The sequence below is a fragment of the Winogradskyella sediminis genome, from assembly GCF_003387355.1.
Lineage (GTDB): Bacteria > Bacteroidota > Bacteroidia > Flavobacteriales > Flavobacteriaceae > Winogradskyella > Winogradskyella sediminis.
Window position 1 is genome coordinate 51,619 of record NZ_QUNH01000005.1, and the last position, 24,879, is coordinate 76,497.

Sequence of the window (24,879 nt, forward strand, 5' to 3'; positions counted from 1 at the left end):
TAAAGTATGTGTGGGATTACCGGCTTTTATAATTTTAATACTAATACCAACAACAAGGTTACTACGCTAAAGCAAATGCTTACAAGGATTAAGCATAGAGGACCTGATGAAAGTGGTATCTATATCTCTAATAATATTGGTCTCGGTAGTGTACGTCTCAGCATCGTTGATTTGGAGACCGGTACCATGCCGCTTTCTAACCATGATGATTCTTTATGGATAGTTTTTAACGGTGAAATATTTAACCATATTGAACTTAGAGAAGAACTTTTAGCTCAAAACCATACATTTAAAACCCAAAGCGATACTGAAGTCTTGGTGCACCTATACGAAGCCTATGGACCAGCATTTCTAAACAAATTAAATGGTCAATTCGCCATAGCTATTTGGGACAAAAACAAGCAAGAGTTATTTTTAGCGCGAGATCGTGTTGGCATTAGACCTTTGTTTTATACTACAATCAACAATGCCTTTGTCTTTGCTTCAGAAATAAAATCGTTTTTAGAGTTTCCAGAATTTAGTCCTAAACTTTCAGCTAAAGCTTTATCAGAATATTTCACCTTTTGGACGACTATAGGCTCTAACACAGCATTTACAGATGTACACGAATTGCCTCCTGGCAGTTACATGCAGTTATCTTCTAATTCTAAAACCATAAAAACATATTGGGAATTACCACTAAGCACACCAGAAAATTATAAATATAAAACGGTTAGTGAAGCAGCAGAAACATTCGAAACCCTATTTACCGATGCTGTTAAATTACGACTTAGAGCTGATGTGCAAGTTGGCGCCTATTTAAGCGGAGGATTAGATTCTAGCATAACCACGTCTTACATAAAAAAGCTTTCACCAAAGCAGCTCCATACATTCTCTATGGGCTTTACAGACAAGGTATTTGACGAATCAGATTTTCAAAATACAGCAAAAGATTATTTTAAAACCCAACACACCAGCATTACCTGTAGTCCTAAAGCTATCTCAGACAACTTTAAAGCGGTTGTTTGGCATTCTGAAGCTCCGTTACTTCGAACTGCACCTACACCAATGCATCTATTAGCAAAAAGCGTAAAAGAGCATCATATTAAAGTCGTAATCACTGGCGAAGGAGCCGACGAACTTTTTGGTGGCTATAATATTTTCAAAGAAACAAAAATTAAGCACTTTTGGGCTAAGGATCCAAAATCGAAATACCGCCCTTTACTTCTCAAAAAACTCTATCCTTACATTCCGCAAATCAGTAAAGCGAACAACGCGATATTAAAACTGTTTTTTAGATATAAATTGAATGAAACAAAGTCGCCTATTTATTCACATTTATTACGATGGAATAATACTTCTCGACTCAAAAACTACCTCTCTAAAAACTACAAAAGCGCTATCCAAGATCACCACCCAATTAAGGACATAGAAATGCAATTAGAAACAAAATTTAAAAACCTCGATTATTTGAGCAAAGCACAATGGATAGAGTTCAACTTTTTTATGTCTAAATACTTATTAGCTGCGCAAGGAGACCGAATGGCTATGGCAAATTCAATAGAAGGTCGCTATCCTTTTTTAGACCACAGAATTATAGAATTTTGTATGAGCCTACATCCCGATTTAAAACTAAATGGACTCAATGAAAAGTATCTTTTAAAAAAAATTGTGAAAGGTAAATTACCAGAATCTATTGTTAACAGGTCTAAACAAGCTTATAGAGCACCAATACAAAGTGTGTTTTTTTCTAAACATATGCCTCCATATCTAACTTTGATGCTCTCGGATAAAAAAATTAACGAATTTGGTATTTTTAACGCTACCTACGTCAATCAACTAAGAAAAAAAATGACCGTAAACAAACAGGTTTCAGAAATTGACAATATGGCCATAACGGCCGTTTTATCGACTCAAATATTATACGATTTATTCATTTTAAAATCCATACCAGCATTGCAAAAACACGAACTTGTAGTGCTAAATAAAACCATAATAGATTAACCATATTGCAAAAACATTCATTATGACCACAGCACGTAAACCTTTTTCAAAAGATATTTTACACCTCGAAAATATAGATACCGTTTGCAATGACATTATTAGCAAATTAAAAAATGATGTGGCTCGTAAACTACAACGTAGAGGTGCTGTAATTGGTATAAGTGGAGGTATCGATTCTTCCGTGTGTATGGCGTTATCTGCAAAAGCCTTTGGCCCCAATAAAGTGACTGCCATTATGCTACCCGAACAAGATTCTAGTGACGACAGTCGATTACTTGCCGAAAAATTAGCTACAAAATTTAATGTTACAGATACTATAGTTGAAGATATCACCAAAGCTTTAGATGGTTTTGGATGTTACCAGAGACGAGACGACGCCATCTCAAGAGTTATAACCAGTTTTGACCCTACCGTGGATAAAGCAAAAATTGAAATTAAGCAATCGGCAGCATCTCACTTACCACCTGCTTTTTCAGTTACAGTTATAAAACCTAACGGAGAAATCATTAGCAAGCTCTTACCTGTAAAAGAATACCTTCAAATTGTAGCATCTACAAACTTTAAACAACGCAGTAGAATGAGTATGCTGTATTACCATGCAGAACGCTTACATTATGCCGTTATTGGTACACCAAACAAACACGAAGTTGAACAAGGCTTTTTTGTAAAATATGGAGATGGTGGAGCAGACATCATGCCTATCGGACACTTATATAAAACACAGGTTTACCAATTAGCACATCATTTAGGTGTACCTCAAGAAATCATTGACAGAACACCAACAACAGACACTTACACAGCAGAGCAAACCCAAGAAAATTTCTTTTATCAAATGCCTTTTGAAGAGATGGACCTTATTTGGTATGGTTGGGAACATCAGTATCCTGCTGACGAAGTCGCTAAGGTTATGGGCAAAACCACTGAGGATATAGAAAATATTTATAAAAACTTTGAACGCAAAAGAAAAACTACTGAATATTTAAGAATGCGTCCCATATTCTAAAACTGTCGCCAATGAACGTTTTTGACCATCTTTTTGATTCCTCTAAGACCCTTGATAAAGATTTTTTACTAAGCTCTAAAGAAACGGTATCATTCGAAAAAATCTATAATGAGAGTTTAAAAATAGCATCCTATTTAAAGCAAAACCAAGGAGAAAATAAGCATATTACTCTTATCAGTGCTAATTCCGTGTTTTTTATAACTGCGTACTTAGGCATTTTAAAATCGGGAAATATCTGTGTCCCCTTAAATTTCGCTATAGAACAAGAAAATTTAGATGAAATTTTAAGTACAACCGAAAGTACTACAGTATTCATCTCTAAACCTTTGCAAAGAAAATTAGAAATTTGTTCTACTATTGCTATCATAGATGAAGAAAAAACCGCAGCGATTTTAGAGCATCAAACTATCCTTGACTTTAATATAGATTTTAATCACCAACGTATCGCAGAAATTATTTTTACTTCGGGCTCAACAGGACACCCCAAAGGTGTAATGCTTAGCCATCAAAATATTATAGCCAACACAGACTCCATAATTTCATATTTAAAACTAACCTCTAAAGACATTATGTGCGTGGTACTACCGTTCTTTTACTGCTATGGTTTATCATTATTACACACACATCTAAAAGTGGGAGGCGCTTTAGTTCTCAATAACAGTTTTATTTTTTTAGGATCAGTAATTAAGGACTTAAAAGCATATAAATGCACAGGTTTCGCTGGTGTTCCTAGTCATTTTCAAATATTATTAAAAAAGTCAAAAACGTTTAAAACCGAAACATTTCCAGATTTAAGATATGTCACGCAAGCTGGAGGAAAATTACATCCCATGTATATTAATGAGTTTGGGGAGGCCTTTCCAACTAAAGCATTTTTCGTAATGTATGGTCAAACCGAAGCTACTGCACGCTTATCGTATTTAGCACCAGAATTTATTAAAACAAAAACCAGCTCTATAGGAAAAGCCATTCCTAATGTAGAATTAAAAATAGTAAACGCCAAAGGTGAACCTGCTGCGATTGACGAAGAAGGTGAACTTTTAGCTCGTGGAGAAAATATAATGGTAGGCTACTTTAAAGACACTGAAAGCACTAATAACACAATTACAAATAACTGGTTGCACACAGGTGATTTAGCCACCATGGACCAAGATGGATTTATCTATGTTGTCGCTAGAAAAAAAGAAATTATTAAAGTTGGAGGAAAAAGGGTAAGTCCAAAAGAAATTGAAGATGTTATTCTCGCCATTCCAGAAGTCGAAGATTGTATGATTACAGGTTTTGACGACGAACTTTTAGGAGAAGCAATACTTGCAACAATCGTCATTACAGACGTTAATAAAGAGAAACACATGAAAGATAAAATTCTCAAAGAGTGCTCTAATCATTTATCTGCTTATAAACTACCACAAAAAATTGAATTTGTCAATACAATAAAATTAACCGCTACAGGAAAAAAGAGTATCAAATAACATAAGTATATCAGAGTCGTTTTCTTTACCAAATACAAAATCCTATAGTTTTTTACTAGCGGCAAAATAGGTCTCATAGATTGCAGAAATAACAAATCTAAGCTTTAACGATTAAAATAAAGTTAAATTCTTCATCCGATGGGATTCCTGCGTTCGTAGGAAATTGGTAAATTCGCAACTATGAGTGTGAATTTACAAACTCCCATTGATTACCTAAAAGGTGTTGGCCCAAACCGCGCAGATTTGTTGCGTTCAGAATTGGGTATTCAGACTTATCAAGACTTAATCAATCTTTTTCCTAATCGCTACATAGATCGTACCAGATACTATAAAATTAACCAATTGCAACGCAACAATGCTGAAGTTCAAATCATAGGAAAACTAACAGGTTTTAAAGAAGTTGCACAAAAAAGAGGCAAACGTTTAGTGGCTAACTTTATAGACGATACAGGCATGATGGAACTCGTTTGGTTTAGAGGTCAAAAATGGATACGTGAAAGTTTAAAAACAGGTCAAACCTATGTGATTTTTGGAAAAACGAATTGGTTTAATGGTAAATTCAGCATGCCGCATCCTGAAATTGAATTGCAATCGGAACACGAAAGACATCTACGTTCAGCCATGCAAGCCATTTATCCTTCCACAGAGAAATTATCAAACAAGGGAATTACCAATAAAGTCCTAACCAATATTATTCAGCAATTATTTTTAGAAACCAAAGGCCGATTTGTTGAAACCTTACCGGATGATGTGATGACGGAATTAAAATTAATTCCAAAATCTGAAGCCCTTTTTAACGTACATTTTCCAAAGACTCCAGAGCTCTTAGCGAGAGCACAATTTCGATTAAAATTTGAAGAATTATTTTATATTCAACTACAATTAATTATTAAAAATCTCATCAATAAATCGAAGATAAAAGGTCTAACTTTTGATAGTGTTGGAGATTATTTTAATACCTTTTACAAGGACCATTTGCCTTTTGATTTAACTAATGCACAGAAACGTGTTTTAAAAGAAATTAGACACGATTTAGGTAGTAAAGCACAAATGAATCGCCTTTTACAAGGAGATGTAGGCTCAGGTAAAACGATAGTTGCTTTTATGTCAATGCTCATGGGACTTGACAATGGTTTCCAATGCTGTTTAATGGCACCAACTGCAATTTTGTCAGTACAACACTACCAAGGATTACTAGAACTATGTAAACTGCTAAACATCAGCATCTCACTGTTAACTGGCTCAACTAAAGCTTCAGAACGAAAAATAATTCATCAAAATTTAGAAAGTGGAGAATTACAAATCTTAATTGGGACCCACGCACTTCTAGAAGACAAAGTAAAATTTAAAAATTTAGGACTTGCTATTGTCGATGAGCAACATCGATTTGGGGTAGAACAGCGTTCAAAATTATGGTATAAAAATGAGTTGCCTCCAAATGTTTTAGTTATGACAGCAACTCCAATTCCTAGAACTTTAGCCATGTCTGTTTATGGAGATTTAGATATCTCTGTAATCGATGAATTGCCAGCAGGAAGAAAACCCATAAAAACAGTGCACCGATATGATAACAATCGTCTGAAAGTTTTCAAATTTATGAAAGACGAAATCGCTTTAGGTAGACAAATCTATATTGTTTATCCCTTAATTCAAGAAAGTGAAAAAATGGACTATAAAGACCTGATGGATGGTTATGAAAGTGTTTCTAGAGAATTTCCGATGCCAGATTATCAAATTTCAATTGTTCATGGAAAAATGAAACCTGCCGATAAAGATTATGAAATGCAGCGTTTTGTAAATGGTGAAACACAAATTATGGTGGCCACAACAGTCATTGAAGTTGGTGTTAATGTTCCTAATGCGTCGGTAATGATTATTGAAAGCGCAGAACGTTTTGGCTTATCGCAGTTACACCAACTTAGAGGACGTGTAGGGCGAGGTGCCGAGCAGAGTTATTGCATTTTAATGACCAGCCATAAATTAAGTCAGGATAGTAAAACCCGATTAGAAACCATGGTACGAAGTAGTGATGGTTTTGAAATTGCAGAAGTCGATTTAAAGTTACGTGGACCTGGCGATATAATGGGTACACAACAAAGTGGTATTTTAAATCTTAAAATTGCAGATATTGTAAAGGATAAGGATATTTTACAAGAAGCGCGCTTACATGCAAAAAACATTCTAAAAGCAGATCCTAGCCTTGCATCTCCAGCACACCGTGTTATTCTCAATACCTATAGGCAGATGAGTAAGTATCGTAACATTTGGAATTATATTAGTTAAGCGATTATAAAATATAAAAAGAGACACCTTTAAAAGGTATCTCTTTCTCGCTATCTAACCAATTACCTCACGATAATTTTCCTCTTTCTATTTTCTAGTTATTTATTTGCTGAAGGGCTTCACCAATAATGGTATCTCCTTCTAATATCTCGAACGTTGTGTTATACGGTGCATCGTCGTTTAAAGATTTTACTAGCGTTTGTGCCACGTCTGCCCTACTAATTTCACCACGTTTATTCATTTTTTCTTTAAGCTCAATCGTCCCTTGGCCTTCATTATTATTTAAAGACCCTGGCCTCACAATAGTATATTTAAGACCACTATTTTTAAGATGTTCATCGGCATTGTGCTTCGCTTTTAAATAGTCTTGTAATTCTTCTGAAGCCTCTGGTTGATCTGCTCCCATAGAGCTCAACATCACAAATCTATTAACATCTGCCATTTTAGATACAGCCATTAAACGCTTAGCACCTTCTTGATCGACCTCAACAACATTTTTCCCTCCAGAACCTGCGGCAAAAATCACTTTATCAATACCTTTTACTGCATGTGTTAAATCTTCTGTTAAGTCTGCAAGTACCGTCTGTACTCCATCATCCTCAAATTGCTTTTGTTGCTCTTCTTTTCTCACCATCGCTACAGGAGTAAAATACTGCGATGCTTTTAAAAGATTAACCACTTGTTTTCCTGTTGTCCCGTTAGCTCCAGCAACTAATATATTTTCCATTGTTTTTATTTTTTATTAACTATTAACATAAAAGGCATAAATAACTCCAGGTAACCATCCAATAAGCGTTAGTATAATACTAATTAGAAATTCGGACCCTAATCCATGTTTTAAAAACACTGCTAATGGTGGTAATAGAATAGATATGACAATTGTTAGTATAGACATTTTTAAATTCGTTTTTGTTCACAACAAAATTATGGCAGATGCCTAGAAATTCTTGACTTGTTTAAGAGTTATCTTAGCGCATATTAAAAACACTCTTCGATGAATGTTCTCATTTTGAACTATAATAAGGTTGTAATTTGGCAGCAATAACGATTAAGGTATTAGCAATTTTATCTGTTGCTGTAATTCCACCGTAGAAAATAAAAATTCAATTTTTACCAATAATTAAAGACGATTATCCCCTTTGAAAAGAGATATTACCTTACAAAACGACCAGAAATATTTCCTTCAATAATTTGAATAACATCATTGACATTGCTATAATTAACATCACCTTCGTAAGTATGTTTTAACGCACATGCTGCGCATGCAAACAACATGGCTTTATAATCATCGTAATTCTGTAAACCATAGATTAAACCTGCCGCAAAAGCATCACCTGTTCCTATGCGATCTACAATATGCGTAATGTCTAAGTTATCCGTTTTCCTAAATTCTTTGCCATTCCACATTCTGGCTCTAATCTTATGAGAGGATGCATTCAATGCCGTTCTTATTTTATCAAATACCTTTTCAATAGAAGGAAACGTGTCCATGAGCTGTTTGCTCGCTTTTATAAAATCGTCATTAGAATAAGTGTACGCTGTGCCCAATACTTCATTAATCTCGTTAATACCTCCAATAAAGATATTAGAATAATGTAATAAATCGATTAATGTTTCTTTAGGATCCTTTCCATATTTCCATAAACCACTACGATACGTTGGGTCTGCTGAAACCGTTAAACCTTTTTCTTTAGCTAAAATTAAACCTTCTTTTAGAGTTTCATATGCACCTTGCGTTAAGGCAGGTGTAATACCTGTCCAATGCATCCAACTTCCTTTTTTTAATGCTTTTTCCCAATCTACTATAGCAGGTAAAATCTCGGAAAACGATGAATGCGATCTGTTATAAGATATTTGACTTGGTCTCATCACAGCACCTACCTCTAAAAAGTAAACACCTAAAGGCCTCTGAGAACGTTCTATAGACGAGGTGCTCACCCCAAATTTTCGAATATAGGATACCGCAGTATCTCCAATAAAATCATCTGAAACTAAACTAATATGTTTCACATTACCACCAAAATTTGCAATTGAGATTGCCACATTTAATTCTGTACCACCAAAATAAAATTCTACAATATTAGATTGCATAAATTTTTTGTTTCCTCGTGGCGAAATGCGCATTAAAACTTCACCGAATGTAATAATTTGATTCATAACTTGATTTTTAGCATCTTGCTCTTTAAAATAATTATTTTAATAGACCTTTGAAAGATAAAAGATAGTGACTTAAATTTATTTGATAGCACATCTACTAGAATTTGTTCTCATAATTAAATCACAACTTAAAAATTAAGCTATGAAATTTAAGCCTTTAGAAACCAAACGACTTATCTTAAGACCGATTACAACAGAAGATATTCAAGATTTCTTTGAATTAGACTCAAATCCTAAAGTGCATCTATTTCTTGGTAACCAACCTGTAAAAACTATAGAAGAATCTGAAGCTATGGTCGCTAACATTTTAGAGCAATACAAAACCAACGGTTTAGGAAGGTTAGCTGTAGTTAAAAAACATACAGGTGAATTTATGGGCTGGTCTGGACTAAAATATGAAAAAAATGTAAGAAAGGAGTTTAATTACTACGACATTGGGTATAGACTAAAGGAACAATTTTGGGGTCAAGGCTATGCTACTGAGGCCGCTATTGCTTCGTTAAACTATGGTTTTAAGGATTTACAATTAAAACATATTGGTGCAGCTGCCGATATTAACCATATAGCGTCTAATACCATTCTGAAAAATATTGGGATGCAACCATCCGGCACTTTTAAATTTGAAGATACATTATGCAATTGGTACGACATAAAAAACCCAGCAATGTAAAATTATCGGAACAAAAATGAATATGAGTATATTTTAATTTATGGTTAAACGGAAAAATGCCATTATGAGTCACTTAGAATTAAATTTAAACTTAACTATGAAAATTCTAAATAATCTCACAATGACACTTCAACCAGCTTAAAACTCCTAATTAAAAAGTTATAGTTATTATTAGGGTTAATTTAGTTCTAACTTAAAGTTAATTGGAATACTATATGGTACACCAACATTCATATCACGTTGTTTCCCAGGTTCCATTTTAGGCAATAAATTAATTATACGTTCTGCTTCAGTCTCTAAAAGTCTATCTGGACCTCTACTTTTCACCTTAGTAACTCTTCCTGTTTTATCAATTAGAAAGAAAACAAACACTTTTCCATCAATATTAAGTTCGGCAGCAGCAGGAGGGTATCTAAAATGCTTTTGCAAATGCTCTTGAATTTTACGTTCAAAACAAGCTCTTAGCTCGGCATTATTTCCTGTACAACCTGGAAATTGCGGCACTTTTTCAATCAAGGCAAAAGGCACTTCCACATCTTCTTCAACTTCTTCCACTTCCACTTCTTCTATACCAACTTCACGATCATCAATTATATCATCTTGTCCTATCTCTGTACTCTGTATTACCGTTTCTTCTACGTCATCTACATCTTCTACTATTGTAATTACCTCAGACACCACTTGTTGTTGCGGAGGAGGTGGAGGCGGCAATACATCTATAACCGTAATCGGAATATCTTCATCGTATTGATCTTCTAACATTAAAAGGTCAACCTTCACAGCTTCTTTATCATAAGTCTTATGTTCTAATCCTATATACGTTAGGAGTAACATTACGTTTAAGCCAACAGCAAAAAATAAACTGCTGTTTCGACCTACATTGGCTTTTGGGTTTTTCTTGAGTTCCATGACGTTTAATTTTGTTATATAAAATTACTCATCATAACTCATAAAAATTATGATTTATATCATGTTTGATTTATAATCAACCACTTAAGACTTACAAATTATCTAACTGATTATCTTTTCCGTCTTCGCTAATTGTCCAAAAGAAACCAACAAAAAAGAACTGGTCTGCTGCTGGTGTTAAAGCTCTTCTGCTAAATTGCCCATTTACATCTGGCGTATCTGCATACTGATAACCATTGATATTTTTAAAACCTAGCACATTATTTACCGAAAAATAAAGAATCTTTTGGGAATCTAACAGATACGCCCAATTTAAACTTAAGCTGTGAAATGATTTTGTACGTGCATCCATAAAAGCTGTGGTATTTGGGTTATCATATGGTCGTCCTGATGAAAACCCATAATCAACACCTATTTGACTTTTCCAACGATCTATCCAATATTTACCCACTACAGAAAGGTTATGATTTGTAGCATAACTAGGCTGTGCTGCAGTTGTAAAGTTTCTATAATTGCGCTCAGTATCTAGATACGAGTAGCTTACCCAGTAATCTACATTCTTAAAACTGGTATTGTCGCGCCAAAACAAATCTAAACCTTGAGCATAACCCTCTCCTGATGTGCTAAAATTGGTAGAATAAGTCTCATAATCACTATCAAATTTTATTAAATGGTCATAATCTTTACGATAAGCCTCTGCCCTAAAAATTTTACCTGCCTTAACATATTGATAGTTTAAGATGTAGTGTGTTGTTTTTTGAGCTTTTAAATCGTCCTCAAACTTTAAAACACTACTATTAGGATTCTGAAAAAAGTTTCCATACGCCAATGAGAACTGTCCGTTTTTAGAGCTTTTGTATGCCAAAGCCGCTCTTGGCGCCACATTTATTGTATTAAACAAAGCACTATAATCAGCCCTTACTCCTACTTTTAAAGCTACATCTTTTGAAAAAATAATATCTCCTTCAGCAAATCCTGCGGTAATAGTATTGTCGAAGCCATACGTTTCGTTAACTGTATGATCTCTAAAATTTTCATCAAAATCTGTGATAAACTGCTCCGCACCAAAATTTAGTTTCAATCGACTATTGAATCGTTTTTTTAGCTTCAACTTTAAATGTGCCGAGTTTTCTTTATCCTCTATGTTACTAGTCTGAATCCCAATTTTGTTTTTTGCATAAGTATAACTTACACCTGAAGATAATGTCCAATTGTTGCCGAAAACACCTTTGTAAGAAGTATTGAGATAGAGGTTATTATTATTTAATTTAAAATTTATTCCCTCTTCATAATTGATATCTTCTTGATTTAATTCAAATTTAGAAGTATCAAAAGCCGCATAAAATTTTAATATACCATTATTAAATTTTTGTCTAAATACCATTTCACCTTGAGCACCAGATACAGGTGTTTGCCATTCATTTCTATCTTCAAACAGCGCTAAATAAGGAGCTAAATTAATATAACTAGCATTAAAGCTTAAAGAGGATTTTTCCCATTTTTGAGTATTTCCTAGACTAGCACCAACACTCATTATCCCAATATCTGTTTTCTCTTGGTCGGGTTCATCAATAGTATTTAACAGCAATACACTAGATAGAGCTTGTCCGAATTCTGAAGAATAGCCACCTGTAGAAAATGTAATTCCATCGAACAAAAATGGCGAATATCGTCCACGCGTCGGAATATTATTTGTCGTTGGTGTGTAAGGCGTAAATACACGAATGCCATCTATAAATATCTGAGTTTCGTCGGCACTACCACCTCTTACAAACAGACGTCCATCTTCTGCCACATTAGAAGTTCCTGGTAAGGTTTGTAATGCTCCTACGTAATCTCCTAGTGCGCTAGCTGTGGTTACAACATCTAATGGTTTTAGCACCGAGACCTTAGAATTATCACTAGCCTCAAAGCTTCCTGCACTGATAACTACAGCATCTAAAGACTCTACATCTTCGCGTAACTTAATGATTAGATTATTTAATTTTGAAACATCTTCAATAATCGTTTTAGTTTCAAAAGACAAAAATGAAATGGTTAAAGTTTGTACTCCAGTTTCGGTTGTTGTAAAAGAAAAGCGTCCTTCTTCTGTTGATGTCGCTCCGTCGTAAGTACCTTCTAAATATATATTAGCACCGTAAACAGGATTGTTTTTAAAATCCACTACCTTTCCAGAAATGGTGGTTTGCGCCGCAGCAACTGCGGTAAAAAAAAGTAAAATGGTTGACAAGACGTTTTTAAGCTTCGCTCTACTTTGATTATAATAGTGGAAGTGGGTTTGTGGTGTCATGATTTGATTGATTATTAAAAGTTCGAATTTTGATGATGAGGCAAAAGTGATGTCTTTTTTATTGAACATAAATTCTATTATACCGAACTGTATAAATTCTATGACGAATTGAATATATTTGAGTCCATGCATAGCAATCCTTGCTTTAAAACAACTATATATGTTATCTCAAACCGAAAAACACTTTAGCTTATTATTCGCAATTATTGTATGTATTGAACTCTTAACCGGAAGCATTACCGCCTTAAACACCATTCATTATATAGCCAAACCTGCTATAGTTATTAGTCTTTTAGTTTGGTTTATAAGACATTCTAAAACACTCTCAAAAACCATAAGAAGCACCACAATACTTGCTTTAATTTTTTCTGTTTTAGGAGATATATTTTTACTCTTTGTTGCACAGTCACCGCATTTTTTCACCTCAGGACTTGTAGCCTTTCTAACAGCACACATCATGTATATTTTAGTATTTTTAAAACATAGGAATCCACAAAAATCAGCAATTAGCTTTGTCGTATTGCTTCTCGTCTACGCGGTGAGTGTTTTCTATTTTTTAAATGGTAATTTAGGAGCTATGCTAATTCCTGTGATTATCTATATGCTGGTCATCTTAATTATGGCCACGACCGCTTATCTCAGAAAAGGCAAGGTAAATTTATTGAGTTATGGCCTTGTATTTTTAGGTGCCCTGTTTTTTCTGGTTTCAGACAGCATCTTAGCACTCAACAAGTTTTACAAACCTTTAGCATACTCTAATTACACCATTATGTTCACCTATGCGCTTGCACAGTATTTGATAGTTATAGGCCTATTAAAATTAAACGAGAGTCGTTAAATTTTACTTTTTAAATGGACGGATGATTAGTCGGGCTGCTTTATCAAAATTGATGTAATTATAAGTCCAATTGAATAATACAATCACTCGATTTCTAAAACCAACCAAAGACATAAGATGTACAAACATCCACACAAACCAAGCAAAAAACCCTCCAAACTTATAGGGTTTTAAATCTACAACTGCTTTATTACGACCAATTGTTGCCATAGAGCCTTTATCTTTATAAACAAAAGGCTTCATAGACTTTTTATCTATCAGTCTCAATAAATTTTTTCCGAGTAATTTACCTTGTTGAATGGCAGGTTGTGCCACTTGAGGATGTCCTTTTGGGTAAGCTTCTGAAGCCATTAATGCAATATCTCCAACCGCAAAAATATTGGTATAACCCTCTATTTGATTAAACTGATTGACCTTATACCTATTAGCATTTGCTACTATCGCTTCCGCTTTTAAACCCTGTATAGGTGCACCTGTAACTCCTGCCGCCCAAATAAGCGTTTCGGACATCATTGTTAAATCGGAATTTGTAGTCACATTAGTACCATCATAGTCTTTAACAAACGTACCACAATGTACTTTTACACCTAACTTTTTCAAAAACTGTAAAGCTTTTTTTGAAGCATGTGCACTCATTGGCGGCAACACTCGGTCAGCACCTTCTAATAAGTGAATATGCATATCATCAGGATCTAAATCGTGATAATCTCTTGGTAAGATATTATTTTTTAGTTCTGCAATAGCACCTGCAAGTTCTACACCTGTTGGCCCACCTCCAACAATCACAAAATTTAAAAATGCTTCGCGTTCTTTGTTTGAACTTGCAATAGCTGCTTTTTCAAAATTCTGTAAAATAAGGCTGCGAATATTTAGTGCTTGTGGTACCGTTTTCATAGGCATACTATTGGATTCAATAGTCTTATTACCAAAATAATTAGTTTTTGTACCCGTGGCTAGAACTAAATAATCGTATGACAAATCACCTATAGAGGTGGTAATCATTCGATGCTCTGGCAAAATCTGTTTAACTTCAGCAAAACGAAAAAAGGTTGATTTATGCTTTTTTATAATTTTTCGAAGTGGATAAGCAATAGAATCTGGCTCTAAACCCGAACTCGATACTTGGTACAATAAAGGTTGAAAGGTATGATAGTTGCGTTTATCTATTAAAACTACTTGAACATTTTTATTAGCTAAAGACTTAACTAAATTAACGCCAGCAAATCCGCCACCTATAATGACAACTCTTGGTAGGTTAGACTTAGGAATATTCATTAAGAAGTACGTTGAAATTTCACCGTAAAAATACAAAATATCCCAGTGAAAATGGCCATTTAAAAGAATAGTTGAATAAATTTGTAACAAATGCCAAACACTTACTACTAATAAGTCAACCAACCAATTTCATCAATTGAACAAAGAACTTGAACATAGTTTTGTAGAACAGTTGCAGAAGCATCAAAACATTGTACATAAGGTGTGTCGTTTATACACCAATAATGTTGATGCACATAATGACCTGTTTCAAGAAATCACGATACAGTTATGGAAAGCGTTTCCAAAATTTAGAGGTGATGCTAAATTTAGCACTTGGATGTACAGGGTAGGTTTAAATACCGCAATTACATTATACAGAAAATCAAAACGACGTATAAACACACAAGAATTTGACGCTGTAGAGTTTAAAATCCGAGCAGAAGAATATGACGATACCGAAGAACAACAGTTAAAACTATTATACCAAGCCGTACATCAGCTAAATGATATTGAAAAAGCCTTAGTGTTCTTATATTTAGAAGACAAAGACTATAGAGAGATAAGCGCTACGTTAGGTATTTCAGAAGTCAATGCACGAGTAAAAATGAATCGTGTTAAAAAGAAATTAAGAACAATATTAAATCCGTAAGATTATGGATGAATTAGAATTATTAAAAAAGGATTGGAATAAATCCGACAATCAATATAAGTCATTTTCAGATAGCGATATCTATAAAATGAGCCATAAAAAATCGTCTAGCATTGTAAAAACTTTATTTTACATTAGTGTGGCCGAATTAGCATTTTGGATTCTAATTAGTTTTCTACCTTATGTGCTTTCAGATCAAATGAAATCACAGTTAGAAGAAATGAGTCATAGCTGGATTTATATCGGTTTAAATATTTTAAGCTATGTCGTTATCGTTTTATTTGTATATCTGCTTTGGCGAGCACACAAAGCCATATCGGTTACTGATAATGCCAAAAAGCTTATGGAAAGTATCCTAAAAACAAGAAAAATAATTAAGTATTACGTGCTCTATAATTTATTTATAGCTTTTATAAGCATTCCTGTGTCCTTGTATTTTTCTATCAATGAACACCCTGAAATATCAGAACAAATTAGCACTGCAAATTTCACACAACTGCTTATTATGGCTTTAATAACTCTTGGTATTACAGCCGCATTTTTAGTTGTAATTTGGTTATTCTACAAGCTAATTTACGGTATCTTGATTAAGCGATTAAATAGAAATTATAAAGAATTAAAAAAGCTAGAAATCTAAATTACCTTTAAAATGTGCGTTTAGTCTACGCGTTACACAAGCGCTTTGAGTTCAAAAATGTATTACATTTCTCGCAACTCTTTATTAAGTCGCTCGTTTTCTTCTAATACTTCTCGTGGAATTACTTTAAGGAATGAAGGGTGTTGCTCTATAGCATATTCAATTTTTTCAACAATATCTGCAATGGATTCGTTATCATAATCGATATCTAAAGGCTCTTTAATTTCAAAAGATTGAAAAATATTTTTCTTTTTAATACGGAGTCCTTTTTTATCAAAAGAACGCCTAAATCCATCGATAACAATAGGAACAACAATAGGTTTATACGTTTTAATTATATGAGCTGTACCTTTTCTAATCGGCTTAAAAGGTGTCGTTGTACCTTGCGGAAAAGTTACAACCCAACCATCATCTAAAGCTGTTTTAATCATGGTAATATCGCTCATTTTTACTTGCCGGTTAACATCTTTGCCCTTAGAGCGCCAAGTACGTTCTATACTTATAGAGCCAGTGTAAGCAAATATCTTAGGAAGCAAACCCGATTTCATGGTTTCTTTAGCAGCAACGTAGTACATATTCAGTTTAGGATTCCACAAATACCCCACATTTTTAATGCTATCTAATCGTCCACTTAAACTGGCATTAAACACATGAAACATAGCAATAACATCAGCAAAATACGTTTGATGATTAGAAATAAACAATACATTGGTATCAGGAAGGTTTTTAATAATCTCAGAACCTTCAATTTGTAAGTCGTTAAAACCTCTAAAACGTCTGTGTGTAAATGCACCCAGAATTCTAATAAGCCATTTTTTTACCCAAAGTATATGTCCAAAAGGATTCTTTTTGAATAATCCCATAATTAATTTTTCAAATTTTGTCGACTACAAATGTAACCATTAAGTTAAATTATAAAACTTGTTTTAACAAGTCTTTTACTTCTCCGAGCATCATAGCTGTTGCTCCCCAAACCACATGGCCATTTAAAACAAAGGCTGGCACCTCCAAATCGACATTAAAAGAAGTTGGTACTGTTGCGGTTATGGTATTAGAATCATTTAGAAAATCAGCAAGTTTAACTTCAATGATTTTTTCTACTTCTTCATCTTGCTTTACAAAAGTTAATTCTTTTTCAGACACTCCTAGAAAAGGATGCACCATAAAGTTACTTGGAGGAATGTATAATGGTGACATTGTTTTTAATACCTTATAATCTAATGGGTCGACACCAATTTCCTCTTCAGTTTCCCTAATTGCGGTACGCATTAAATCGCTATCATCAGAATCTTCATATTTACCACCAGGGAAACCCACCTGAGCAGAATGGACACCCTTATAAGTTTTGCGCAGTATTAACACTAACATCGTTTGGCTTGCCTTAGGATAAAAAAGCGCCATTACTCCTGCCCTTCTCGCCGTTCTAGACTTTTCTTTCATCTGTTCTGCCATATCTAAACGGTAAGGAGGCGACATTTTTACATGAGAGTCTTCGCCAAAAAGTTCTAGATGTTTTATTTTTACTACAGATTCTAAAAACGAATTAAAAAGCATTTATGAGATTTCTATTACTATTTCCGATGGCTTTCGGGATTGGATTATTATTTATGAGTTGTGAAGATAAACAAACTTCAAAAAAAACAAATACTACGGTTATAAAAGATTCTATAGCGATTACAACAGATCCTAAACCTAAAAAGCCCAAACCTTCAGAATACCCAAAACTTACGGATCAAAATGCCATGGACTTCTTTTTAGAGTATGAGAAAGAAAACCCAGAAAATAAAATTCGGATTATAACCGACTTCGGAAGTATAGATATTGAACTCTATGATAAAACTAAGTTCCACAGAGCTAATTTCGTTTACCTCACTAAACGTCAATATTTTGATGGCACACAATTTTATAGAGTGGTAAAAGATTTTGTTATCCAAGGAGGTAGCAGTGACGATTACAATATTGCTAAAAGACGACAGAAAATTGGCAAATACCTACTACCTCCAGATACCAAGCATGGTTACACTCACAAACGTGGAGCTGTATCGATGCCAAGTAGCGAAATTGATAACGCTTATAAATTAGCCTCTCCTTTTCAGTTTTTTATTATTCAACGGCCTGGAGGAGCGGATTATTTGGACGATGACTATACTGTTTTTGGCGAAGTTACTTCCGGTATGGACGTCGTAGATAAAATTAATGCCGTGAAAACGGATGACGGAGATTGGCCGTTACAAAATGTGTATATAAGGAAAGTCGAATTGATTGAATAATTGTTCTTGTATATTGAACATTAAAGTGCTGTATTTTAAAATAAATCGATAGCTATAGTTTAATCCTTTATCTATTTTATAGACTAATCATAAAGATCATCTTATCTATTAAAACATTTTAAACCAGTTATAATCTTTCATCTCTCGCTTACTCTTAAACTCAAGCCCTCTTTACGATAAATTAAGTATCTTTCTGCCTGTAAAATTAGTGAGTTAATTCTCTAATTTCTACATAAGCTATTATTGTAATTTACTAAAAATAATTTAATTTAAATACAACCTAAATGGGAAAAAAGGGAGCCATGCCAAGCTATAAGACCGTTCACGACTACATTAACAATCAAAATGAAGAAGCCAGAATAATTTTAACAGAACTAAGACGTTTAATAAAAGAGGCTGTTCCTGAAGCCAGAGAAATCCCTAACTATAAAGTTCCTTCTTTTACGCTTATCCCAGAAACCAAACCCAAACAACAATTAATGATCGTGGCCTACGCAAAGTATGTTAGCTTTTATCCTTATCAAAGAGCTGTAGAACACTTTTCGGATGAGTTAAAAAATTATGAATTAGGCAAAGGCACAGTAAAATTTCAATTTAATAAACCATTACCAAAAGACCTCATAAAACGTATGGTTGTATTTAGAAAGAATGAATTATCAAATAAGTAACCTTATTTTTCGCTTTTTTATACTGTTCTATATATTATTATTCATCTAGCAATGTATTAACAAAAGCTTCAAACTCTGCTTTAAATTCCACATACTTTTCACCTGTTGCAGGTCCATTAAATCCGGTGTGAATTTTTCGCACTTTTCCCGATTTATCAATAAAAATAGAGGTTGGATATGATAACACCCGATTTAACATCGGAAGTTTTTCTTGAGCTTTAGCTTTATCAGAACTCCCATATTGTGCCAAAAGAATAGGATAATCAATTCCAATATTTGATTGTAGCCTATCAATACTACTAAACGCACTTTCTTTGGTTTTAGCATATTCAAAAGCTAGTGCAACAATTTCGACTCCTCTCGATTTATTCTTTTTATAGTACTCAGTGTAATATTTACTTTCGTCTAAACAGTTAGGACACCAGGACCCCATAATTTGGACGACGACCACTTTACCATTAAAACGATCATCATCTAAAGAAACCATTTCATTAGAGCTATTAGGAAATGTAAATTCTAAACTATCATAGCCTTCCTTAAGAAAGGTAAGTTCTGTTGCATTTGGCAGTTTATAAGCTGCATTTCTTTTAGCGTCGAATGGTACTTTCCAATGGTTTCCTGAATAGAAGGTTCCTTGCATTGTAGAGTCCGTAACTTTGGCGATAAAGAGAAAAGCATGTGCTCCATCAAAAGTTGAAAGTTTCATAACATCACCATCCATAACGCCTTCTAAATAACGATAATCACCAGTAGTGGTTCTAAAGGTACCTGTTACTTTTCCTCCTTCTTGTTTAAAAATACCTTTGGCGAGGTACTCTTCTGCACCATTTCCTCTGTCAAAAACGGTTTCCCAAATACCAGAAATATCAGTTGTTGGTTGCGAGGTAACTTTAAACCTTGTTGTCTGATTTGTTTCGGCTTTAAACGGCACTGTTCTATCTAAAGCTTCTTTAATATAATAACCATGTAAGCTATGGTCATTATTAATTTTTGCCACCAAATATCCTTCAAAAACAGGAGCTTTAATATAAACCGAATCGTTTTTATATGTTATTTCATCAACCTCAATACGTTCTTCTGCATTGTAAATTTTTAAATGATCCGGAGATGTTACTTCAAAAATAAAGGGCAACACCTCATTATCTTGAACCTCTAGTCTAGCTCTATACATACCTGCTTCTAAGGTTTTATTCTTAATTTCTTCGTTACAGGAAAAAAACAATAACGTTATAATACAAGCAAATAAAGGGCGCATAAATAATGATTTTTAATAAAGTTCGAAATAACAACAATTACCTTACATAAAAAAGATAAAATCAAATTTCGCAACATACTTTGAATTACTATCTTTGTGCCCTGAATAAATTGAAAAAATGAAGATTTCATACAACTGGCTAAAACAGTTTATAAACACGGATTGGGACGCTGAAAAAACGGGCGAATTATTAACTGATCTTGGTTTAGAAATAGAAGGGATTGAAACATACGAGTCTGTAAAAGGTGGCTTAAAAGGTATCGTTGTAGGCGAAGTATTAACGTGTGTACAACACCCAAATGCAGACCGTTTAAAAGTAACAACGGTAAATATTGGTAGCGATGCTCCTGTACAAATTGTATGTGGCGCACCTAATGTTGCTGCCGGACAAAAAGTACCTGTAGCGACTATCGGAACAACATTATATACTGCAGAGGGAGAAGCTTGGACTATTAAAAAAGGAAAAATTAGAGGTGAAGAAAGTCATGGTATGATTTGTGCCGAAGACGAATTAGGTCTTGGTGAATCTCACGATGGTATTATGGTCTTAGATGCCGATGTTAAAGTCGGTACACTAGCTGCTGAACTTTTTAAAGTTGAAAACGATGAGGTTTTTGAAATTGGTTTAACGCCAAACAGAGCTGATGCTATGAGTCATTATGGCGTAGCACGCGACCTTAAAGCAGGTTTATTGCAAAAGGAAATTTCCTTAGAGCTTATTACACCTTCTGTTAGTTCTTATCACGTAGATGCAAGAGCGTACAAAGTAGATGTCGATGTTAAAGATTACGACAAAGCTCCACGCTATTGTGGTGTTACAATTTCTGGTGTTAAAGTAGAGACTTCTCCGGCTTGGCTACAAAACCGTTTAAAATCTATAGGCTTAGCTCCTGTAAACAACATTGTAGATATTACCAATTATGTGTTGCACGAACTAGGACAACCTTTACATGCTTTTGATGGTGATAGAATTTCGGGAAGTAAAATAGAAGTTAAAACCTGTGAAGCTGGTACAAAATTCACCACTTTAGATGGTGTTGAGCGCGAATTACACGAAGATGATTTAATGATTTGTGATGCTCAAAAGCCTATGTGTATTGCTGGTGTTTTTGGAGGTTTAGATTCTGGTGTTTCAGAACACACCTCTCGTATTTTCTTAGAAAGTGCATATTTTAATCCTGTAAGCGTGCGTAAAACCGCTAAACGTCACGGTTTAAATACTGATGCCTCATTTAGATTTGAACGTGGTATTGATCCAAATCTTACGGAATACGCTTTAAAACGAGCGGCACTTTTAATTCTTGAAATTGCAGGTGGTGAAATTACGAGCGATATTGTAGACACCTACCCTAAGAAAATTAAAGATTTTGAGGTACGATTAAGTTTTGATAATGCTAGAAAACTAATTGGTGAAACCATTCCTGAAGAAACCATTAAAAGTATTTTATCGTCTTTAGAAATAAAGGTAAATAATGTAACGGAAGCTGGTTTAGGCTTAACCGTACCTGCATACCGAAATGATGTGCAACGTGAAGCCGATATTATTGAAGAAATCCTTCGTGTGTATGGGTATAATAATATTGCGACAACAAAGAAGTTAAATGCTTCTATTTCAAACTCATCGCGTTTTGAAGATTATAAACTTCAAAATATTATTGGTAATCAGTTAGCGTCTCAAGGCTTTTTTGAAATAATGGCCAACTCATTAACAACACCAAAATATGTTGAATTGAGTGCCGATTTAAACGCCGAGCATAATGTAACCATGATTAATCCTCTAAGTAGTGATCTAGAGGTAATGAGGCAGTCCTTATTATTTTCGGGCTTAGAAGCTGTAGCCCATAATATTAATAGAAAACGAAGCGATTTAAAGCTATTTGAATACGGCAAAACCTACCACCAATTCTCTGATGCTCGTGAAGAATTTAAACACTTATCGCTATTTGTAACAGGTAACAAAACTGAAGAACGCTGGAATGCAGCTACAAACCCAAGTGATTTCTTTTATTTAAAAGGAACTATTGAAGCAATTTTAGAACGTTTGGGCCTAACCCGTTTAAAATCGTCACCAAATTCCTCTGATGTTTTTAGTGAAGGGATGAGCTTTTCTATTGGAAAGAAAAAAATTGTAGATTTTGGTTTGGTGAAGAAATCTGTTTTAAAACACTTCGGAATTACTCAAAATGTATTATTCGCTGATTTTAATTGGGATAATGTATTAGAGATGGCAAAACACAACAAAATTAAATTCAACGCCATATCAAAATATCCTTCTGTGCGGCGCGACTTTGCTTTGTTACTAGACCAAACTGTCTCTTTTGAAGATATTGACACTATTGCAAAACAAACAGAAAAGAAACTACTTAAAAATGTTAACCTCTTTGATGTTTACGAAGGTAAAAACTTACCAGAAGGCAAAAAGAGTTATGCAGTAAGTTTCATTTTTCAAGATGAAAACAAAACGCTTAACGATAAGCAAATCGATAAAATAATGTCTAAACTACAAGCTAATTTTAAAAATAAGCTTGCTGCCGAATTAAGATAACAATCTTAAATTATAAAACTAGGCCCTTAAATATCTATTATTTAAGGGCTTTTTTACATCTTAAAAAGTGAAGGTGTTGATTTTTAATATTTAATCTTTATTTAAGAGAAGTCATTATAAAAGTTGGTATTTTTAACAAACTAAAAAAATATATTAAACATGGCAAATATAACATTAGGAGGAAGTCCTATAGAAACCATTGGACAATTACCATCAACAGGAAATAAAGCACCAGATTTTAAATTAACAGCAACCGATTTATCAACTAAATCGCTTTCAGATTACGAAGGTCACCGATTAGTTTTAAATATTTTTCCGAGTGTAGATACAGGTACTTGTGCTCAGTCTGTAAGAACATTTAATGAAAAAGCGAGTGCATTAGACAACACCAAAGTTTTATGTATTTCTAAAGATTTACCTTTTGCCTTAGCGCGTTTTTGCGGAGCTGAAGGTTTAGATAATGTAGAAAGTCTTTCAGATTTTAAAACTGGTAATTTTGGTGAGGATTATGGAGTAACCTTTAAAACCGGACCTTTAGAATCATTATTATCACGATGTATTGTCGTTGTGGATACAGATGGCACCGTACTTTATACCGAACAAGTCTCAGAAACTAAAGACGAACCAAATTACGAAAGTGCTTTAGCAAGTTTATCATAAACACTGCATGCAAAAAAAAGAACCTTTTATATTAAACAGGATTAAAAGTGTGGGTTATGCTTTTAGAGGCATGATCACTCTGATTAAAACAGAAGCCAGTATTAAAGTTCAGCTGTGTATTGCATTGACAGTAACTATTGCTGGCTTCTATTTTAATATTTCAAAAACAGAATGGATAGCGCAAGTAACCATGATTGGTTTAGTGCTAAGTATTGAAGGTCTTAACACAGCTGTTGAAGCCATTGCCGATTTTATACATCCTGATTACCATAAAAAAATAGGCTTAATAAAAGATGTTGCGGCTGGTGCTGTTTTAATTGCTTCTATCGCAGCCGTGATCATTGCAGGTATTATTTACATTCCTAAATTCTTTTAATATCAGATTAATAATTTGAATTTTAACGCATACAACCATATGGTGTAGCGTTAGTTCTGTTATGGGTGGTCTCCAAATATATATTGTCTTTACATACCAAAATCAATTCGATTAACGTTTCATATTTGTATTTTTGTCCTAATCAAACTCAAATCTTACTTTTAACCTTCAATGAAACTATTAATTGCCACATTTTTATGTCTTATCTGCCTTTATAGTTGCAACTCAAAGGCTAAAAACAAAAATGAATTGGCAACTAAAAAAGTTATAATAGACACATTACCAACAATCAAAAAAAAGGAACTTAATATTACTAAAGCCTTTGTATTAGGGACGTTTAATTATAAAACAGATTCAACTTTCGTTAAAGTCAACTCAGAATATTCGGCAAAACCATTATATTTAAAAAGTGAGGTTAATGATGCATTTATAAACATGTATAATGCCGCAAAGCAAGATGGTATTTTTCTAGTTATTTTATCTGGCACACGTAATTTTAATGAACAAAAAGCCATTTGGGAACGCAAATGGAATGCGTATTCTAATCTTAAACCTTTACACCGTGCTCAAAAAATATTAGAATACAGTTCTATGCCTAGTTCTTCTCGTCATCATTGGGGAACAGATTTAGACCTAAATAATTTAAGTAATTCGTATTTTAGCACTGAAAAAGGAAAAGCACTTTATAATTGGTTAAATTCTAATGCACATCGTTTTGGATTTTACCAAGTATATACCAACAAAAAAAATGGAAGAACTGGTTATAACCTAGAAAAGTGGCATTGGTCGTATTTACCGTTAGCAAAACCTTATTTAGAATTTTATAATGCAAATATAAACGTTGATGATATTAATGGTTTTAAAGGTTTTGAAACAGCTAAAGACCTTCGTATTATAGAAAATTACGTAAATGGTATTTCTCAAGCAGCAAAAAATTACAATTAAATAATAGATTTC

The 24,879-nt window shown here is 33.8% G+C and carries 23 protein-coding genes; 14 read left to right on the plus strand and 9 right to left on the minus strand.

Going from position 1 to position 24,879, the window contains the following annotated elements:
* The first annotated feature begins 6 nt into the window (after positions 1–6).
* The 4 genes from asnB to recG all read left to right on the plus strand — a co-directional run bounded on the left by asnB (position 7) and on the right by recG (position 6,741).
* Positions 7–1,983 (plus strand): asparagine synthase (glutamine-hydrolyzing), encoded by a 1,977-nt coding sequence (gene asnB, locus C8N41_RS15780; protein WP_115839961.1) that lies wholly within the window; start codon positions 7–9, stop codon positions 1,981–1,983.
* A 22-nt stretch (positions 1,984–2,005) separates the two neighbouring features.
* Positions 2,006–2,986, plus strand: a complete 981-nt coding sequence (nadE, locus tag C8N41_RS15785) for an NAD(+) synthase (protein WP_115839962.1) — start codon at positions 2,006–2,008, stop codon at positions 2,984–2,986.
* 11 nt (positions 2,987–2,997) lie between these two features.
* The gene (locus C8N41_RS15790; protein ID WP_115839963.1) at positions 2,998–4,458 is read left to right on the plus strand and encodes an AMP-binding protein; all 1,461 of its coding nucleotides are present in this window, start codon (positions 2,998–3,000) and stop codon (positions 4,456–4,458) included.
* Between the two features lie 180 nt (positions 4,459–4,638).
* Positions 4,639–6,741, plus strand: a complete 2,103-nt coding sequence (gene recG / locus C8N41_RS15795) for an ATP-dependent DNA helicase RecG (RefSeq protein ID WP_115839964.1) — start codon at positions 4,639–4,641, stop codon at positions 6,739–6,741.
* Between the two features lie 94 nt (positions 6,742–6,835).
* On the opposite strand, the gene C8N41_RS15800 is transcribed toward recG, so the two are convergent.
* The 3 genes from C8N41_RS15800 to C8N41_RS15810 form a co-directional block, all read right to left on the minus strand.
* Positions 6,836–7,468 carry an SDR family oxidoreductase gene (locus C8N41_RS15800; protein ID WP_092443603.1) on the minus strand — a complete coding sequence of 211 codons (633 nt, stop codon included), beginning with the start codon at positions 7,466–7,468 and terminating at the stop codon, positions 6,836–6,838.
* 15 nt (positions 7,469–7,483) lie between these two features.
* A complete protein-coding gene (locus tag C8N41_RS15805) occupies positions 7,484–7,636 on the minus strand; it encodes a YqaE/Pmp3 family membrane protein (protein WP_092443605.1) in 153 nt (50 codons plus the stop codon).
* Between the two features lie 257 nt (positions 7,637–7,893).
* Positions 7,894–8,898: a sugar kinase gene (locus tag C8N41_RS15810; RefSeq protein WP_115839965.1), complete on the minus strand. Its 1,005-nt coding sequence runs from the start codon at positions 8,896–8,898 to the stop codon at positions 7,894–7,896.
* 142 nt (positions 8,899–9,040) lie between these two features.
* Between C8N41_RS15810 and C8N41_RS15815 the strand changes: the two genes are divergently transcribed.
* Positions 9,041–9,568, plus strand: coding sequence for a GNAT family N-acetyltransferase (locus tag C8N41_RS15815; protein WP_115839966.1), 528 nt, complete (start codon positions 9,041–9,043; stop codon positions 9,566–9,568).
* 177 nt (positions 9,569–9,745) lie between these two features.
* Here C8N41_RS15815 and C8N41_RS15820 read toward each other — a convergent pair whose 3' ends face one another.
* Both C8N41_RS15820 and C8N41_RS15825 read right to left on the minus strand, forming a co-directional pair.
* Positions 9,746–10,477 (minus strand): energy transducer TonB, encoded by a 732-nt coding sequence (locus C8N41_RS15820; RefSeq protein ID WP_092443611.1) that lies wholly within the window; start codon positions 10,475–10,477, stop codon positions 9,746–9,748.
* A 91-nt stretch (positions 10,478–10,568) separates the two neighbouring features.
* On the minus strand, positions 10,569–12,767 hold the full coding sequence (locus C8N41_RS15825; RefSeq protein WP_115839983.1) for a TonB-dependent receptor: 2,199 nt from the start codon (positions 12,765–12,767) through the stop codon (positions 10,569–10,571).
* Between the two features lie 160 nt (positions 12,768–12,927).
* Here C8N41_RS15825 and C8N41_RS15830 point away from each other — a divergent pair, with 160 nt between their 5' ends.
* On the plus strand, positions 12,928–13,605 hold the full coding sequence (locus C8N41_RS15830; protein ID WP_115839967.1) for a lysoplasmalogenase: 678 nt from the start codon (positions 12,928–12,930) through the stop codon (positions 13,603–13,605).
* Positions 13,606–13,608: 3 nt separating this feature from the next.
* On the opposite strand, the gene C8N41_RS15835 is transcribed toward C8N41_RS15830, so the two are convergent.
* The gene (locus C8N41_RS15835; RefSeq protein ID WP_115839968.1) at positions 13,609–14,880 is read right to left on the minus strand and encodes an NAD(P)/FAD-dependent oxidoreductase; all 1,272 of its coding nucleotides are present in this window, start codon (positions 14,878–14,880) and stop codon (positions 13,609–13,611) included.
* Between the two features lie 136 nt (positions 14,881–15,016).
* Between C8N41_RS15835 and C8N41_RS15840 the strand changes: the two genes are divergently transcribed.
* Both C8N41_RS15840 and C8N41_RS15845 read left to right on the plus strand, forming a co-directional pair.
* Positions 15,017–15,511, plus strand: a complete 495-nt coding sequence (locus tag C8N41_RS15840; RefSeq protein ID WP_115839969.1) for an RNA polymerase sigma factor — start codon at positions 15,017–15,019, stop codon at positions 15,509–15,511.
* 4 nt (positions 15,512–15,515) lie between these two features.
* Positions 15,516–16,148 (plus strand): hypothetical protein, encoded by a 633-nt coding sequence (locus C8N41_RS15845; protein ID WP_092443619.1) that lies wholly within the window; start codon positions 15,516–15,518, stop codon positions 16,146–16,148.
* Positions 16,149–16,210: 62 nt separating this feature from the next.
* Here the strand turns inward: C8N41_RS15845 and C8N41_RS15850 are convergent, their stop codons facing one another.
* Both C8N41_RS15850 and C8N41_RS15855 read right to left on the minus strand, forming a co-directional pair.
* Positions 16,211–17,011: a lysophospholipid acyltransferase family protein gene (locus C8N41_RS15850; protein WP_092443621.1), complete on the minus strand. Its 801-nt coding sequence runs from the start codon at positions 17,009–17,011 to the stop codon at positions 16,211–16,213.
* 49 nt (positions 17,012–17,060) lie between these two features.
* The gene (locus C8N41_RS15855; protein ID WP_115839970.1) at positions 17,061–17,702 is read right to left on the minus strand and encodes an NUDIX hydrolase; all 642 of its coding nucleotides are present in this window, start codon (positions 17,700–17,702) and stop codon (positions 17,061–17,063) included.
* 2 nt (positions 17,703–17,704) lie between these two features.
* Between C8N41_RS15855 and C8N41_RS15860 the strand changes: the two genes are divergently transcribed.
* On the plus strand, positions 17,705–18,418 hold the full coding sequence (locus C8N41_RS15860; protein ID WP_115839971.1) for a peptidylprolyl isomerase: 714 nt from the start codon (positions 17,705–17,707) through the stop codon (positions 18,416–18,418).
* A 284-nt stretch (positions 18,419–18,702) separates the two neighbouring features.
* The gene (locus C8N41_RS15865) at positions 18,703–19,086 is read left to right on the plus strand and encodes an iron chaperone (protein ID WP_115839972.1); all 384 of its coding nucleotides are present in this window, start codon (positions 18,703–18,705) and stop codon (positions 19,084–19,086) included.
* Positions 19,087–19,123: 37 nt separating this feature from the next.
* Here C8N41_RS15865 and C8N41_RS15870 read toward each other — a convergent pair whose 3' ends face one another.
* Positions 19,124–20,341, minus strand: coding sequence for a peroxiredoxin family protein (locus C8N41_RS15870; RefSeq protein WP_115839973.1), 1,218 nt, complete (start codon positions 20,339–20,341; stop codon positions 19,124–19,126).
* A 118-nt stretch (positions 20,342–20,459) separates the two neighbouring features.
* On the opposite strand from C8N41_RS15870, the gene pheT reads away from it, so the two are divergent.
* From pheT to C8N41_RS15890, 4 genes are all read left to right on the plus strand, one after another.
* A complete protein-coding gene (gene pheT / locus C8N41_RS15875; RefSeq protein WP_115839974.1) occupies positions 20,460–22,886 on the plus strand; it encodes a phenylalanine--tRNA ligase subunit beta in 2,427 nt (808 codons plus the stop codon).
* 159 nt (positions 22,887–23,045) lie between these two features.
* Positions 23,046–23,546 (plus strand): thiol peroxidase, encoded by a 501-nt coding sequence (gene tpx, locus C8N41_RS15880; protein ID WP_092443633.1) that lies wholly within the window; start codon positions 23,046–23,048, stop codon positions 23,544–23,546.
* Between the two features lie 7 nt (positions 23,547–23,553).
* A complete protein-coding gene (locus C8N41_RS15885) occupies positions 23,554–23,922 on the plus strand; it encodes a diacylglycerol kinase family protein (protein ID WP_115839975.1) in 369 nt (122 codons plus the stop codon).
* 249 nt (positions 23,923–24,171) lie between these two features.
* A complete protein-coding gene (locus C8N41_RS15890; RefSeq protein WP_249033293.1) occupies positions 24,172–24,867 on the plus strand; it encodes a M15 family metallopeptidase in 696 nt (231 codons plus the stop codon).
* Positions 24,868–24,879: the final 12 nt, after the last annotated feature.